This is a genomic window from Streptomyces sp. A012304, assembly GCF_026008495.1.
Lineage (GTDB): Bacteria > Actinomycetota > Actinomycetes > Streptomycetales > Streptomycetaceae > Streptomyces.
This window is the reverse complement of record NZ_BQUN01000097.1, coordinates 1-15,439: the sequence shown is the minus strand read 5'-3', so window position 1 is coordinate 15,439 and position 15,439 is coordinate 1. Positions and strand designations below refer to the sequence as shown.

Below are 15,439 nucleotides of genomic sequence, written 5' to 3'. Positions count from 1 at the left end.
GCTACCTCCCCGCCCCGGTGGCGTCCGGTTGCGCCGTCGGCAGCCACACGCGCATCGTCGAGGGGCCGCGGCCGGCCCAGGAGTGGTACGGCACCAGGACGATCCCGGCGCTTTCGCCGGGGGGCGCGGCGGGCCCGTCCAGCGGCGCGTAGGGCCACTCCGTGTCGCGGGGCGCGGCGAGTTCACCGGGTACGACGACGGTGTCGCCGGGCCCGTCCTGCGGCGCGGCGGCCGGATCCACCCGTACGGCGTCGACGTCCCGGCCGCCGGGCAGGTCGACGGACTCGGCGCAGTACACCAGCGGCCCGCGCTGGACGGCGACCGTGCCGCGTACGGCGTCGACGCGGGGGTCGGGTGTGATCCAGCGCGGTGCGACGGGCAGGTCGAGCCGGATCTCGTCGCCGGGGCGGAAGAGCCGGGTGACCTCGGCCGTGCCTTGCGCGACGGGCCGGCGGACGCCGTCCGGGCCGGTCAGCCAGGCGGTGGCGCCCCCCGTCCAGGCGGGGACGCGCAGCGACAGGGTCCAGGGCCGGTCCGGGGACCGGGCGATCCGCACGCTCACGGTGCCGCCGGAGGGGTAGTCGGTGCGCACGCGCAGCGCGACCTCGTGACCGCCGGTGAGGACGGTGGTGATCTCCGCGTCGGCGTACTGGTGCAGCTGGACGCCGTGGTCGTCCGCCGTCGCCAGGTACGCGGGCAGCAGGGCCAGGGTGCGGGCCACGTTGGTCGGACAGCAGGACACCGCGAACCAGGGGGCGCGCAGGCTCGACTCGGCGCGCGGGCTCTCCGCGTCCGGCCGGGGGACGGTGCCCCGGCGGCGCCGGTGCAGGGTGTTGGCGTAGAAGAAGGCCCGGCCGTCCTGCGAGGGGGAGGTCGCCACGACGTTGAACAGGGTCCGTTCCGCCAGGTCGGCGAAGCGCGGCTCGCCGGTGGCCAGCAGCAGCCGCCAGGCGAGCATCACGGAGGCGACGCCGGCGCAGGTCTCCGAGTAGGCGCGGTCGGGCGGGAGGACGAAGTCGTCGCCGAAGGACTCGTCGCGGTGGTGGGAGCCCATGCCGCCGGTGAGGTAGGTCCGCCGGGCGACCGTGGTCTCCCACTGCCGTACGACGGCGGCGAGCAGGGCGTCGTCGCCCGTCTCCACGGCCACGTCGACGGCGCCGGCCGCGAGGTAGAGGGCGCGCACGGCGTGGCCGCGCAGCACGGTGGCGTCCCGCACGGGAATGTCGTCCTGGTAGTAGGCACGGCCGAACTCGATGTCGGCGAGGGTGCCGTGGCCGCGGCGGGCGACGAAGAGCGCGGCCTGGTCGAGGTAGCGCTGCTCCCCCGTGACCCTGGCGAGTTCCACGAGGGCCGTCTCGATCTCCGGGTGGCCGCAGACGCCCTCGATGCCGCCCGGACCGAAGGCGGCACACACGTGGTCGGCGGCGCGTCGGGCGATCTTCGTCAGCTCGCCCTCGCCGAGGGCCCGGGTCTGGGCGACGCCGGCCTGGATCAGGTGCCCGTAGCAGTACAGCTCGTGGCCCCATTCGAGGTCGCTGTAACGGGGCTGCTGGCCGGGGCGGCCGAAGGCGGTGTTGAGGTAGCCGTCCGGTTCCTGGGCGGGGGCGATCACCTCGGTGACCGCGTCGAGCGCGCCGCCCGTGTGCCGGCCGCCCTCCCAGGCCATGGCTTCGAGCAGCTTGTAGACGTCGGAGTCGGCGAACTCGCGGCCCCGCCGGTCGCGGTGGACGCGGCCCTCGACGGCGGCGCGGAAGTTGCCGATCCAGCCGACGCGTTCCATCCAGTCGTGGCAGTGGTCGAGAGTGGCGGTCGCGTTGGTGTGCCGGCGCCGGGCCCAGAAGCCGCCGGTGATCCGCACCTCGTCGAGCCCGAGGGGCCGCAGCCGGCCTCGGGTCGGGGCCACCGGCAGCAGGGGGGACCCCGCTGTGTTCTCCTTCACCACGTCATCCCTTCAGCGCGCCCGACATGAAGCCGCGCACGTAGTGGCGTTGCAGCAGCAGGAAGAGGAGCAGGCAGGGCACGGCGAGGACGACCACGCCGGCCTCGGTGGCGCCGTAGTCGACGGCGCCCATGCTCTGCTGGCGCAGGTTCGCCACGGCCAGCGGCAGGGGCGCCTTCTCGCTGTCGGAGATCAGGATCAGCGGTGCGATGAAGTCGTTCCAGGCGGCGAGGAAGGCGAACAGCCCGACCGTGATCAGTCCGGGCCGTACCGCCGGGAGGAGGACGCGGCGCAGCGCGCCCGCCGATCCGCAGCCGTCGACGAGCGCCGACTCCTCCAGTTCGCGCGGCACCGCCTCGAAGGAGATCCGCATCATGAAGGTGGCGAACGGCAGTTGGAACATGGCCAGCACCAGACTCAGCCCGATCAGCGAGTTCTGCAGGTGCAGTCTGCCGAGCAGCACGTAGAGCGGGATCAGCAGCGTGGCGTAGGGGACCATGAGGATGGCCAGGGTCAGCAGGAACAGCGGGTTCTTGCCGGGGAAGTCGAAGCGGGCGAAGGCGTAGCCGCCCAGCAAGGACACGCCGAGGGTCAGGGCGACGGTCAGCACCGACACGAGGGTGCTGTTGAGGAGGTATCGCCACAGGCCCGCGTCGTAGTCGAGCAGGGTGCGGTAGTTGCCGAGGCCGTAGCCGGACTCCTGCGCGGTGCCGGGCTGTGGGCTGACCGAGGCCCAGGCGTTCCACAGCAGGGGGAAGAGGAAGATGACGGCCAGTCCTCCGGCGACGACGTAGTACGGCGTCCGGCCGAGGGCGCGGGTGAGCACCGTGGGGTCCCTTCTCCAGGAGGGGTGGGTCATGACTCGTCGGCGCGGCGCAGACCGCGGAACTGCGCGATGTTGAGCAGGAGCAGCGCGGCCAGCACGATGATCGACAGGGCCGCCGCGGTGCCGAGGTCCAGCCGCTGGAAGGCCTCCCGGTAGACCAGCTGCACCATGGTGACGGTGCTGTTGTCGGGTCCGCCCTTGGTGAGGACGAAGAACTGGTCGAAGGCGAGGAGGGATCCGGTGACGCACAGCAGCAGGGACAGGGCGAGGGAGGGCCGCAGCAGCGGCAGGGTGATGGAGCGGAAGATCTGGCCGCGGCTCGCGCCGTCCATGCGTGCCGCCTCGTACACCTCGTGGGGGATGCGCTGGAGTCCCACGAGCAGGATCAGCATGTAGAAGCCGGCGAATTTCCAGACGACCAGGAACACCGTCGACAGCAGCGCGGAGGTCGGCGTGCCGAGGAAGGACACCGGGTCGTCGACCAGTCCCAGTTTCTCCAGGGTGCGGCTCAGGGGGCCGGTGGTGGGGCTGTACAGGCCCCAGAACAGCAGGGAGGCGGAGGCCAGGCCGAGGGCGCCGGGCAGGAAGTACACCGTGCGGAAGAAGCCGGCTCCGGGGCGGGACTCCTGCACCAGCAGGGCGAGCAGCAGGGCCAGCCCGAGCAGTACGACGGTGACGATCACGGTGTACAGGAGGGTGAAGCGGACGGCGGGCCAGAACAGGGGGCTGTCGGTGATGTCGGTGTAGTTCTCGGGGGCGTTGCCGCCCTGGTCGCCCGCGAGAAGCGGCCAGTCGCTGAGCGACATCTGAGCGACGAGCAGCAGGGGCAGCACGAAGAAGACGGCGACGAACAGGGCGGTGGGGGCGGCGTAGCCGAGGCCCTGGGCGGTGCGAGACCGCCATCGGGGCGCGCGGGCGGGTCGGGGCGGCGGGACCTCGTTCCCGGGCCGGGCCCGGGCCGGGGGGTCGGCCGCCGCGGGGTCGGCTGCCTTCACCTGCATGGCTCTCCTTGGCCGTGCGACGGGGGTGTCGAGGGCGGGGCAGGGCCGCTCAGTCGGCCAGTGAGGCGCTGACCGCCTCGTTGTTCTTCTCCAGGGACTTCCCGTCGCCGAAGACGGCGTCGCGCATCAGGGTCAGCCAGGGGCCGTTGGGGTCGTTGAAGGTCTGGCCGAACTTCAGCGCGTACGGGGTGCGGCCGTCCGCCACGAGTTGGTTGATGGTGACCAGGCGCGGGTCCGCGTCGGAGTACTTGTTGGACGCGAGGTCGGTGCGGGCCACCACGTCCTTGTGCGCGGCGACGACCTCGACCTGCGCCTCGTCGTCCAGCGACCAGGCGAGGAAGTTCCAGGCCTGGTCGGCCTTGTCGCTGGTGGCGGAGATGCCGATGGCGTCACCGCCGACGAAGGTCGACCTGCCGCCGTCGGGTCCCGGGATGGGCGCGACCCCGAGGTCGAGGCCCTTCGGCATCAGTCCGAGGGTGGTCGACGGCATGGGCATCACGCCGACCTTGCCCTTGGGAAAGACGCCGGTCCAGGTGGTGCCGGTCTCCTCGCGCGCGCCGGGGGCGACGATGTCGTCCCGGACCCAGCCGCGGTAGGTGTCGTACACCTTCCGCGCGGTGGCGGAGGCGAGGTCGGCCTCGGTGCCGTCCTCGTCGAGGACGTCCTCGCCGGCCGCCCAGATGGACGGCCACCAGGTGAAGACGCCGCAGCCGCCGCAGTTGCCGCCGAAGAAGGTGCCGTCGACGCCTGAGCCGAGCGCGTCCACCGCGCGTGCGTGCCGGTCCCACTCGGCGAGGGTGGTGGGAGGCTTCGCGGGGTCGAGCTTCGCCCGCTCGTAGAGGTCCTTGTTGTAGAAGAGCACGGACAGGTCGAGGGTGTGGGGTACGACGTACTTCTTGCCGTCGTGGGTGCCGGCCTTGATGTGCGACCGGGCCAGGTGCCGGGCGAAGGGGAGGGCGTCGACGCGTTCGGTGAGGTCGGCGAAGAGACGGCTGGAGGTGTAGTTGGGCACGAACACCACGTCGGAGGCGAACAGGTCGGGCAGGTCGCGGGAGCCTGCGGCGGCGCCGACCTTGGCCTGGTAGTCGTCGGTGGGGACGACGGTGAGTTCGATCTTGTTCTTGTGGCCGGCGTTGTACGCCTTGACCAGGGCCTCGCTCTGCGGCCGGGTGGCGGCGCGGGTCCACATCGTCAGTGTGGTGCCGTCGTCGACGCCCTTGGCGTCCGCCGCCGCGCCCCGGTTCCCGCCGCTCGGACCGTCATCCCCCGATCCGCATGCCGTGACCAGGGTCGCGGCGGCGAGCAACGCGACGGCACCGGTGACGAGTCGGCGTATCTGTCCACGTGGTCCGGTCGTGCTCCGCATGACGATCCCCCTCGACAGAAATGAACCGAAAAGGCTTTCTGAAAGCTAGGACTCTGCTCACTGCCCGTCAATCCCCTTGCACTCACCGCTTTCGAAGCACCACGGAAACCCGCGAAAGCACACTTGTCGCCCCTGCGCCGAAACTCATCGCGTACGGTTTTGGCACGCGACGCGAGACAGGAGAACCCCCAATGCCCCAGACCGCCGGCCCCTCTCGTCCGCATCCCGCCACGCTCGGCGACGTCGCCCGGCTGGCGGGCGTGTCCATCGCCACCGCGTCGAAGGCCCTCAACGGCCGCAGCCAGGTGCGGGCCGAGACCCGGCAGCGGGTGATCGAGGCGGCCGAGCGGCTGTCGTTCCGGCCCAACCAGCTGGCGCGCGGGCTGCTCGCCGGGCGCACGGGCACGGTGGGTCTGCTCACCAGCGACCTGGAGGGCCGGTTCAGCATCCCGATCCTGATGGGCGCCGAGGACGCCTTCGGCGCGGGCGAGGTCGCGGTCTTCCTGTGCGACGCCCGGGGGGACGCGATCCGTGAGCAGCACCATGTGCGGGCCCTGCTCGGGCGCCGGGTGGACGGTCTGATCGTGGTGGGCAGCCGGACGGATCCGCGTCCGTCCCTGGGGCGTGAGCTGCCCGTTCCGGTGGTCTACGCGTACGCGCCGTCGGACGATCCGGAGGATCTGTCCATCGTGCCCGACAACGTCGACGCCGGCCGGATCGCGGTGGAGCACCTGCTCGCCTGCGGCCGTACCCGGATCGCGCACATCACCGGTGACCCCGGCTACCTCGCCGCGCGGGACCGGGCCACGGGGGCGGCGGCCGCGCTCGCCGAGGCCGGTCTCGCCCCGGTGGGCGAACCGCGCTTCGGGGCGTGGTCGGAGGGCTGGGGCCGGGCGGCGACCGCGCTGCTGCTGGACAGGCACCCGGACGTGGACGCCGTGCTGTGCGGCAGCGACCAGATCGCCCGCGGTGTGATGGACGTGCTGCGCGAGCGCGGCCACCGGGTGCCGGAGGACGTGGCGGTCATGGGCTTCGACAACTGGCGGGTCCTCACCGCCGCCTCCCGCCCGCCGCTGACCAGTGTCGACATGAATTTGGAGCAGGTCGGACGCGCCGCCGCGCACGCGCTGTTCACCGCGATCTCGGGGGCGCGGCGCTCGGGCGTCGAGACGCTGCCCTGCCGCGTGGTGATCAGGGGGTCGACCGCTCCGCTGTCCTGAACCCGACGGTCGGCGCCCTCGGGTGCCACCGCCCTCCCTTGACACTTCATCAGCTCGCTCCTACGTTGCGAAAACCTTTTAGGTCGGTTTCCTACGCATGTCAGGCGCATGACATCCGCTTGCCGTCAACCGGAGAGGGAGCACCTCATGAAGCGCCTCCTCGTCGCCCTCGTGCTCATCCTCTGTTCCCTGGTCACCGTGACCCCGGCCGCCGCCGCGCAGACCATCGGGTTCCCCACGTTCAGCGGGCCCGCCGTCCCGGCACCGCCCGTCGCCCACACCCCGCACGACATGATGCGGGCGATCTACGACGCGGAGAGTTCGGGGACCGACTTCTGGATGGACCGCCTGCTGGCCCGCCCCGGCAACGACCCGGCCGGGCCCTGGCTGATGAGCCGCGGACGCGCGCTCTTCATGAAGGAGCACGACCCCGCCCGGCTCGGCTTCGGCGGCAAGGTCGCCTACTGGGAGAGCGTCGACGGCAGCAGCGCCTACACCGTCGCGATCACCCCGGGCACCTTCACCGAACAGGTCGCCCAGCGCCGGCAGACGCCCAGCCACTGGAAGAGCGTCCACACCAGCGGTTCGGTCACGGTCGACCAGACCAAGTTCATCACCGACAACAACGTCGCCGTGACCAACCTGTCGATCAAGAACAACGGCACGAGCGCCACGACGCTCCAGGTGCGGGCGACGTCGCCCTACGCCACCACGGGCACCGGCAGCGAGCTGACCGGCCAGGTCAACGCCCACAACAACCTGACCACCCTCCGCCCCCGCCTGACCGGCGACGGTTTCACCGTCTCCGGCGGAGGGCTCAACCGGTCGGTGACGGTCGCGCCCGGAGCGACGGTGACCACCAAGGTGGTGATGGGCTTCGTCACCGACGAGATCCCCGCCTCGCTCACCGAGTACAACGCCTACGCCGGCCACTCCCCCGCGACCGCGTTCGCCACCCACGTCAGGGCCTACAACCTGTGGTGGGCGCAGAACGTGCCCTACATCGACGTGCCCGAGCCGGCGATCAAGAAGAACATCTACTACCGCTGGTGGCTGATGCGCTTCAACCACCTCGACGCCGACATCCCCGGGCAGACCTTCCAGTTCCCGACCTCGACCGAGGGCGTCCTGGGCTACAACAACGCGATCGCGCTCACCCAGCCCATGCACATCGACGACCTCAAGTACCTGCGTGACCCCTCCTACGCCTTCGGCGACTGGCTGAGCGTCGGGCAGACGTCCAAGGGCGGACGTTTCCTGGACAACCCCGGCGACCCGGAGAACTGGTCCAACAGCTACACGCAGTACATCGCCGAGGCGGCGTGGAAGAGCTACCAGATCCACGGCGGCCAGCCGGCGATCGCCAGGAGCCTCGCCCGGTACGCCGAGGGAGACGTCAAGGGCCAGCTCGCCCACTACGACCGCGACGGCAACAAGCTCATCGAGTACGACTGGGGCGCCCTGACCGGCAACGACGCCGACGCGGTCTCCTTCCACTGGAAGCCCGGGAACATGGACCGCGCCGAGTCCGCCTACCAGTACAGCGGCGCGCTCGCCGCCGCGCAGGCCTACGAGGCGACCGGCGACACGGCAAAGGCGACCGAGATGCGCGCGCTCGCGACGCAGATCAAGGACGCCATCGTCAACGTGCTGTGGAACCCGAACCGGCAGCTGTTCGAGCACCGGCTGAAGTCGACCGACGAGTGGGTGCCCTGGAAGGAGATCAACAACTACTACCCGTTCTCCGTCGGAGCCGTCCCCAACACCGCGACGTACCGGCAGGCCCTGCGTCTGTACGACGACCCGGCCCAGTACCCGGTGTTCCCCTTCTACACGGCCAACCAGGCCGACAAGAAGGCGGCGGCCGAGGCCGGGGAGCCGGGCTCCAACAACTTCTCCACCATCAACTCCACCGTCCAGTTCCGCCTGTACTCGTCGGTGCTGCGCAACTACCCCAACGCGTGGATGAACCCGACCGACTACAAGAAGCTCCTCTACTGGAACGCGTGGGCGCAGTACGTCGGCGGCAACACCCAGTGGCCCGACGCCAACGAGTTCTGGGCCGACTGGAACGGCAGCTCCGTCAACTACCGCTCGTGGATCCACCACAACATCCTCGGCAGCAGCAACTGGACGGTGATCGAGGACGTCGCCGGCCTGCGGCCGCGCAACGACGCGAAGGTCGAGCTGTCCCCCATCGACATCGGCTGGTCCCACTTCACCGTCAACAACCTCCGCTACCGGGGCGCCGACCTGTCCATCGTCTGGGACGACCCGGCCGACGGCGTGGTCCGCTACCCCGGCATCCCGGAGGGCTACTCGATGTACGTCAACGGCGGCCGGGTCGCCACCGTCGGCTCCCTGGTGCCCTTCACCTGGGACCCGGCCACCGGTGACGTCACCACCGCCGGGACGGTCACCCACCGCACGGCCGCCCCCGGGCTGCGGGCACCGACGCAGGTGGTGCACAGCAGCCCCCGGATGGTCGACATGCTCGCCAAGGCGGGCGTCGACCTGACCGCCGACCTGGCCGACCTGGCCTCCGGGGCGACGGTGACCGCCTCCCACACCGGCTCCGGCAGCAGCGTCTCGGGCGCGGTCGACGGCCTGCCCACCAACGAGCCCTTCTGGGGCGCGGGCGGCTCGCCGGGCGCCCAGGACTGGTACGAGCTGAACTTCGGCACCGCCCGCACCTTCGACGAGGTGCGCCTGTACTTCAAGGACAGCCGTCCCGCCAGTACGACGTACCGGGCGCCGTCCGCGTACACCGTCCAGTACCTCAACGGCGGCAGCTGGGTGAACGTGCCGGGCCAGACGAGGAGTCCGTCGGCACCGCGCGCCAACTACAACCTGGTGCGGTTCCCGGCGATCGAGGCGCAGCGCGTGCGGATCCTGGCCACCAACGCCTCCGGGGCCAAGACCGGCCTCACCGAGGTCGACGTCCACCACCGGGGCGGGGCGCAGCCGCCGGCCAACCTGGCGACGTCCGCGACGGCGTCCGCGTCGTACACCTCCCCCTGGGAGAGCGTCACCGCGGTCAACGACGGGATCGACCCGCCCTCGTCCAACGACACCGTGAACCCGCGCTGGGGCACCTGGCCGGAGAGCGGACAGCAGTGGGCCGAACTGACCTGGCCGACGGCGAAGACCCTGAACCGGGCCGAGGTGTACTTCTTCGACGACGACCAGGGCATCGACATGCCGGCCTCCTGGAAGCTCCAGTACTGGACCGGCAGCGCCTACGCCGACGTGCCCGGCGCCGGCGGCTACCCGCTGGCGAAGAACCAGTACAACACCGTCACCTTCGACGCCACGAGCACCACGCGCCTGCGGGTGCTGCTCACCAGCAACGGCACCAACTCCGTCGGTCTCCTCGAAACGAAGGTGTACAGCCCATGACCCGGACCAGATGCCTGTCCGCGCTCCTCGCCCTGCTCACCCTGGCGGTCGCCTTCCTGGTGGCGCCGCCCGCGTCCGCCGCCGTCGCGTTCACCTCGACGGCGGTGAACCAGAACGGCGGCAACTGCGTCGATCTCCCCGGCGGTTCGACGGCCAACGGCACGCAGCTGCGCGCCTTCGCCTGCTCCTCCGACGCGAACCAGAGCTTCGCCCACACGCCGGTCCAGGGGACGAGCGACACGTACACGATCACCACCCGGTCCGGCCAGTGCGTCGACGTGCACGGCGCCTCCACCGCGGACAACGCGGCGATCATCCAGTGGCCCTGCCACGGCGGGACCAACCAGCGGTGGCGGCTCGTGCCGGTGTCGGTCGGCGGCACCGACAAGACCTTCAACGTGGTCTCCGTCAGCTCCGGCAAGTGCGTCACGCCGAGCGGCGGTTCGTCGGCCTCGGACACCGGCCTGGTGCAGCTGCCGTGCTCCGCCGCGAACGGCAGGGTGTGGCGGCTGCCCGCCTTCACCGGCGGCGGCACCACCCCCGGCACCTTCACCAACCCGATCGCCCAGCGAGGGCCCGACCCCTGGCTGACGTACCACGACGGGTACTACTACCTCGCCACCACGACCTGGAACTCGACGGTCACCATGCGCAAGTCCAGCACCCTGGCGGGCCTCGCCACCGCCCCCGAGCAGGTGGTCTTCAACCTGACCCGGCCCAACGGCGCGGGCACCATGTGGGCCCCGGAGTTCCATCTGCTCGACGGGCCCAACGGCAAGCGGTGGTACTTCTACTACACGGCCGGGCGGGAGCCGTTCGACCTGGGCACGCAGCGGATCCACGTCCTGGAGAGCGCCGGCCTCGACCCGATGGGGCCCTACACCTTCAAGGCCGACCTGCTCGACCCCACCCAGGACAACACCTGGGAACTGGACCCGGGCATCCTCCAGCTGAACGGCAAGCTCTATCTGCTCGGCACCTTCTACAACGGCTCACAGCCGATGTTCATCCGGCCGCTGTCCAACCCGTGGACGGCGAGCGGCACCCGCCGGGTGCTGTCCACCCCCACCTACAGCTGGGAGACGGTGGGCGGCGCGGTGAACGAGGGCGCCGAGGTGCTCCAGCGGAACGGCAGGACGTTCATCGTCTACTCCGCCAGCCACTGCTCCACGCCCGACTACAAGCTCGGCATGCTCACCTACAACGGCGGCGACCCGCTGAGCTCCTCCTCCTGGGTGAAGTCCCCGAACCCGGTCTTCCAGCGGTCCAACGCCAACGGCGTGTACGGCCCCGGTCACAACGGCTTCTTCAAGTCGCCGGACGGGACCGAGGACTGGATCGTCTACCACGCCAACAGCTCCGCGAGCGGCGGCTGTGACATGAACCGTTCCACCAGGGCGCAGAAGTTCACATGGAACGCGGACGGCACGCCGAACTTCGGCACCCCGGTGGCCCTCGGAGTTCCCCTGACCGCCCCCTCAGGCGAGTAGCGCTCCGGTGAGGAACGGTACGAGCGTGCGGGTGAGGGTGTTGTGCGACGGCGCGGCGAACAGCGGATCGAGGTGGTTCATCCCGTTGTCCGTCTCGTAAGCCGCGTAAGGGACACGGGAGTTCGCGACGACCTCGCGGGCGGCCGACACGATCGTCCCCTGGGCGTAGCTCGTCTGGAAGGCGTACAGGGGAACGTCCAGGTCCGCGGTGTGCCGCAGCCGCAGGCCCAGCGAGCGCGCCAGGTCGGTGTCGGCGTAGGGATCGACGACGTCGAGGTCCACCGACAGCCGGGCCGGCCAGTACCACTCCCACACGGCCGGCTCGGGGCCGCCCGCGTAGGCGGTGGCGACCCGGCCGAGAGGGGTGATGCCGGTGTCGACCCACCCGCGTACGTCCCCGCTGTCCGCGAGGTGCCCGGAGTGGACGCTGATGTCGTTGGGCCAGCCGAACCCGGCGTCCACCAGGGTGCCCAGCAGACCGGCGTTGGTGACCGGGACCGCCGGTCGCAGCACGTCGGGCATCCGGGGCTGGAGGACCGAGCGGCCGTCGGGGTCTCGGTGGGCGTACCAGCCGGCGAGCTGGTACCAGATCTGGGTGCTCTCGGCCCGGGCGCCCAGCCCGACGGCGCTCAGCGTCATGTCGAAGACCGCGCCGCCGTCGATGGCCGCGAGCCGTTCGCGCACCTCCTCCGGCGAGTTGCGCACCGGCTGCCCGGTGCCCGCGAACGCCCCGCGCACACCGCCGTCGATCAGGACGAGGGCCGTGAGGTCCCGGTGGCCGGGACGGCCGTCGAAGTCCCAGGCGGCGTACGTCATGGCGGTGGTCGCGCCCCAGGAGTGGCCGCCGAGCACCACCCGCCGCCGGCCTCCGTCGGCGGCGGCCCGCACGACCGTGCGCAGGTCGTCCAGGGTGCGGGCGAGGCCCCAGCGGGCGGCGAACGCCGAGGCGGCGGGGTCCTGGGAGCGGTAGTGACCGTCGAGGTAGTACGCGACCGGGTCGGCGGTGGCGAACCCGGAGCGGTCGGCGAGGTTCTCCTCGCGCCGGTCGAACGCCCACACCTGCACACCGGGCACGGCGGCGACGAGATCCCGGGCGAGCAGCCGGAAGTCGTTGGCGGCCCCGAACATCCCCGGGACCAGCACCAGCACGGTGGGCGCCGAGTCCGGCCCGATCTTGAGGACATGGACCCGGTCCGTCCCGGCCGGACCGCCCCCGGCGCCCACCGTCAGCGGGACGTACGGCTCGCGGCCGCGGCGCCCTGCCCCGGCGGCGGGGGCGGGTGCGGTCGCCGTGGCGGTCAGGGCGAGGGCGCCGGCGATCCCGCCCAGTACCGCTCTGCGCGGCAGTCTCCCGGTCATGAGGCGCACCCGCCCACGCGCTTGCCGCTCAGGGCCACGTCGTCCATGCGGACCTCGTACGAGGAGGGGGTGGGGTCGGCCTGGTAGAGCTGCCATCCCAGCTTGAGCGTGTCGAAGCGGGGGAAGACGAAGTCGCCGGCCGCGCCGCCGTGTTCCTTGGTGGAGACCGTCAGGTCGGACCGCTCCTCGCCGTCCAGGTAGACGGTGACGCGGTTGTCCGTGGCGTCGAGGTGGAACTCGACGCAGCTCCAGGTCCCCCCGGTGGCGGGCGCGGAGGTCTTCCAGGCCGTCCAGTCGCCGGTGGGCCCGAGGTCGGAGCCGACGCCGAAGAAGTTGGCCCGCTCGGTGGGCACGTACTGCCCGCCCAGCGGTCGTACCAGGGTGGGGGTGTCGGAGCCGGAGGCCTCGGCGAGTGTCCAGTGCGCCCAGTCGGGGGCCGTGGGGAACCGGTCCACGCGCACCCGCAGCCGGGCCCAGAAACTGTTCCCGGCGGGTGCGAGGCCGGACAGGACGAGGAAGGCGCGGCCATTGCCTTCCGTGCGGAGCGCCAGTTCACGGCCGCGGCCGGTGGTGCTGGGGACGACGGTCAGCGAACCGTCGGAGGTGTCGGCGGTCCAGCCGCGGCCCGCGGTGACGGGGCCGAGGGGGAGGCGGTCGAAGGTCTCCCGGACGAAGGGACCGTGCGGGGAGGGGGTTGCTGAGGCGGTAGGGGGTATCGCGAGCAGCGCGGCCGAGGCGGCTAACAGCGAGGCTGCGATCTTCCTCATGCGTGTCATGAAAGTACAGTCTGCAACATCCGCCCCAGGGATCACATAGGTGGTCCCGTCACCGCAGGGCCGGGTACTCGACAGGTACCGACCCGAAAGGAACCCGCGTCATGATCATCTTCGGCACCAAGGGCTATCTCTACCAACTCGCCATGCTGACGCTGGTCTGCGGTCACTGCCGCAACCCGTCCGCGCACGCGCTCCGCAAGCGCGTCACGAAGTTCACCCTGTTCTTCATACCGCTGTTCCCGATCTCCACGAAGTACATGACGCAGTGCACGTTCTGCGGCGCCGAGCAGAAGGTGGGCAAGGAGCAGGCGGAGCAGCTGCAGATCCAGGCCGCGAGCGGCCAGGGCGGGCAGCCGTACGGGCAGCCGCAGCAGCCGTACCAGGCGTGAGCCGGGCACCTCGGCCGTCGGAGCGGAGTCGTCGGCGCGGGGCGGTCGGCCGCCGTTTGGCCGGCCCCCGAGGTGGTGCGACCCTGGAGGTGTGAGGGGTCCGAGTGGCCGAGGAGGACGACTCCGGGAGGGCCCATGGGACGGGACGTGCCGGCGATGGTCTTCACCCGTGAGGACCGCCGGCGGTACCGGATCAAGATGCAGCAGTGCCTGGAGACGCTCGCGCAGATGCTGCGTGAGGCGCGGTTCGAGTCGGAGCGGCCCCGGGTCGGCCTGGAGATCGAGCTGAACCTCGTCGACGACGAGGCGAGACCGGCGATGCGCAACAGCGACGTCCTGGAGGCGATCGCCGATCCCGCCTGGTCCACCGAGCTGGGCCGGTTCAATCTGGAGATCAACATCCCGCCCCGCCGGCTGACGGAGGGCGGCCCGGACTCCTGGGAGTCGGAGATCCGTGCCGCGCTGAACCACGCCGAGGCGCGTGCCCGGTCGGTCGGTGCCCGGCTGATCATGATCGGCATCCTGCCCACGCTGCGGCAGGAGGACGTCGACGAGACGGCGCTGTCGGAGAACCCGCGCTACCGGCTGCTCAACGACCAGATCTTCGCCTCGCGGGGCGAGGACCTGCGGATCGAGGTGGACGGTGTCGACCGGTTGCGGACCTACGCCGACACGATCACACCGGAAGCGGCGTGCACCAGCACGCAGTTCCATCTCCAGGTGTCCCCGGAGGAGTTCGCCGCCTACTGGAACGCGGCGCAGGCGATCGCGGGCGTCCAGGTCGCGCTGGCGGCCAACTCGCCGTTCCTCTTCGGCAAGGAGCTGTGGCACGAGACCCGGGTCCCGCTGTTCGAGCAGGCCACCGACACCCGCCCGCAGGAGATCAAGGTGCAGGGGGTGCGGCCCCGGGTGTGGTTCGGGGAGCGGTGGATCAACAGCGTCTTCGACCTCTTCGAGGAGAACCTGCGCTACTTCCCGGCGCTGTTGCCGCTGTGCGACGAGCAGGACCCGGCGGAGACGCTGGACCGCGGCGACATCCCCGAGCTGGGCGAGCTCACGCTGCACAACGGGACGATCTACCGCTGGAACCGTCCGGTCTACGCCGTCGCCCACGACAAGCCCCATGTGCGGGTGGAGAACCGGGTGCTGCCCGCCGGCCCGACCGTCGCCGACACCCTCGCCAACGGCGCCCTCTACTACGGGCTCACCCGCGCTCTGGTGGAGGAGGAACGGCCGGTGTGGTCACGGATGTCCTTCTCGGCCGCCGAGGACAACCTGCACACGGCGGCGCGGCACGGCATCGAGGCCCGGCTGTACTGGCCGGGGATGGGCGAGGTGCCGGCCCCGGAGCTGGTCCTGCGGCGACTGCTGCCGCTGGCGCACCGGGGCCTGGAGCGCTCCGGCATGGACGCGGCCTGGCGGGAGCCGCTGCTCGGCATCATCGAGCAGCGCTGTGTCGCGGGCCGCAACGGGGCGCTGTGGCAGAAGGAGATGGTCCATCACGTGGAAACGGCCACGTCGACGGGCCGGCAGGAGGCGCTGCGGCGGATGACGCAGCTGTACATGGACTACATGCATCTCAACGCCCCGGCCCACACCTGGCCGGTGGACTGACGGCCGGGCCGCCCGCCGTGCTGACGCGGCGGGCGGCCCGGGACCGGGGGGGCCGGCCGC

11 protein-coding genes are annotated in these 15,439 nt (G+C 71.3%); 5 read left to right on the top strand and 6 right to left on the bottom strand.

Features of this window, described 5'->3' with window-relative positions:
* Position 1: 1 nt before the first annotated feature.
* Genes ALMP_RS22315 through ALMP_RS22300 form a run of 4 tightly spaced genes read right to left on the bottom strand, consistent with a single transcriptional unit; the run spans position 2 to position 5,132 of the window.
* Positions 2–1,939 carry a glycoside hydrolase family 127 protein gene (locus ALMP_RS22315; RefSeq protein ID WP_264931020.1) on the bottom strand — a complete coding sequence of 646 codons (1,938 nt, stop codon included), beginning with the start codon at positions 1,937–1,939 and terminating at the stop codon, positions 2–4.
* A gap of 4 nt (positions 1,940–1,943) precedes the next feature.
* On the bottom strand, positions 1,944–2,765 hold the full coding sequence (locus ALMP_RS22310; RefSeq protein ID WP_309299521.1) for a carbohydrate ABC transporter permease: 822 nt from the start codon (positions 2,763–2,765) through the stop codon (positions 1,944–1,946).
* 29 nt (positions 2,766–2,794) lie between these two features.
* Entirely contained in the window at positions 2,795–3,766 is a 972-nt protein-coding gene (locus ALMP_RS22305) for a carbohydrate ABC transporter permease (RefSeq protein WP_264931017.1), read from the bottom strand.
* Positions 3,767–3,815: 49 nt separating this feature from the next.
* Complete coding sequence (locus ALMP_RS22300; RefSeq protein ID WP_264931016.1) at positions 3,816–5,132, bottom strand: sugar ABC transporter substrate-binding protein; 1,317 nt, start codon at positions 5,130–5,132, stop codon at positions 3,816–3,818.
* Between the two features lie 191 nt (positions 5,133–5,323).
* Between ALMP_RS22300 and ALMP_RS22295 the strand changes: the two genes are divergently transcribed.
* From ALMP_RS22295 to ALMP_RS22285, 3 genes are all read left to right on the top strand, one after another.
* Complete coding sequence (locus tag ALMP_RS22295) at positions 5,324–6,352, top strand: LacI family DNA-binding transcriptional regulator (protein ID WP_264931015.1); 1,029 nt, start codon at positions 5,324–5,326, stop codon at positions 6,350–6,352.
* 147 nt (positions 6,353–6,499) lie between these two features.
* Entirely contained in the window at positions 6,500–9,751 is a 3,252-nt protein-coding gene (locus tag ALMP_RS22290; protein ID WP_264931013.1) for a discoidin domain-containing protein, read from the top strand.
* The gene (locus tag ALMP_RS22285; protein WP_264931012.1) at positions 9,748–11,241 is read left to right on the top strand and encodes a family 43 glycosylhydrolase; all 1,494 of its coding nucleotides are present in this window, start codon (positions 9,748–9,750) and stop codon (positions 11,239–11,241) included. Before ALMP_RS22290 ends, ALMP_RS22285 begins: the two co-directional genes overlap by 4 nt.
* Here the strand turns inward: ALMP_RS22285 and ALMP_RS22280 are convergent.
* Together ALMP_RS22280 and ALMP_RS22275 are read right to left on the bottom strand one after the other, a co-directional pair.
* Positions 11,230–12,600, bottom strand: a complete 1,371-nt coding sequence (locus ALMP_RS22280) for an alpha/beta hydrolase (RefSeq protein WP_264931010.1) — start codon at positions 12,598–12,600, stop codon at positions 11,230–11,232. The genes ALMP_RS22285 and ALMP_RS22280 overlap by 12 nt on opposite strands.
* Entirely contained in the window at positions 12,597–13,376 is a 780-nt protein-coding gene (locus ALMP_RS22275; RefSeq protein ID WP_264931009.1) for a hypothetical protein, read from the bottom strand. The genes ALMP_RS22280 and ALMP_RS22275 overlap by 4 nt, the downstream gene beginning before the upstream one ends.
* A 101-nt stretch (positions 13,377–13,477) precedes the next feature.
* Between ALMP_RS22275 and ALMP_RS22270 the strand changes: the two genes are divergently transcribed.
* Entirely contained in the window at positions 13,478–13,765 is a 288-nt protein-coding gene (locus ALMP_RS22270; RefSeq protein WP_264931007.1) for a zinc ribbon domain-containing protein, read from the top strand.
* A 135-nt stretch (positions 13,766–13,900) separates the two neighbouring features.
* On the top strand, positions 13,901–15,379 hold the full coding sequence (locus ALMP_RS22265) for a glutamate-cysteine ligase family protein (protein WP_264931006.1): 1,479 nt from the start codon (positions 13,901–13,903) through the stop codon (positions 15,377–15,379).
* The last annotated feature ends 60 nt before the right edge of the window (positions 15,380–15,439 follow it).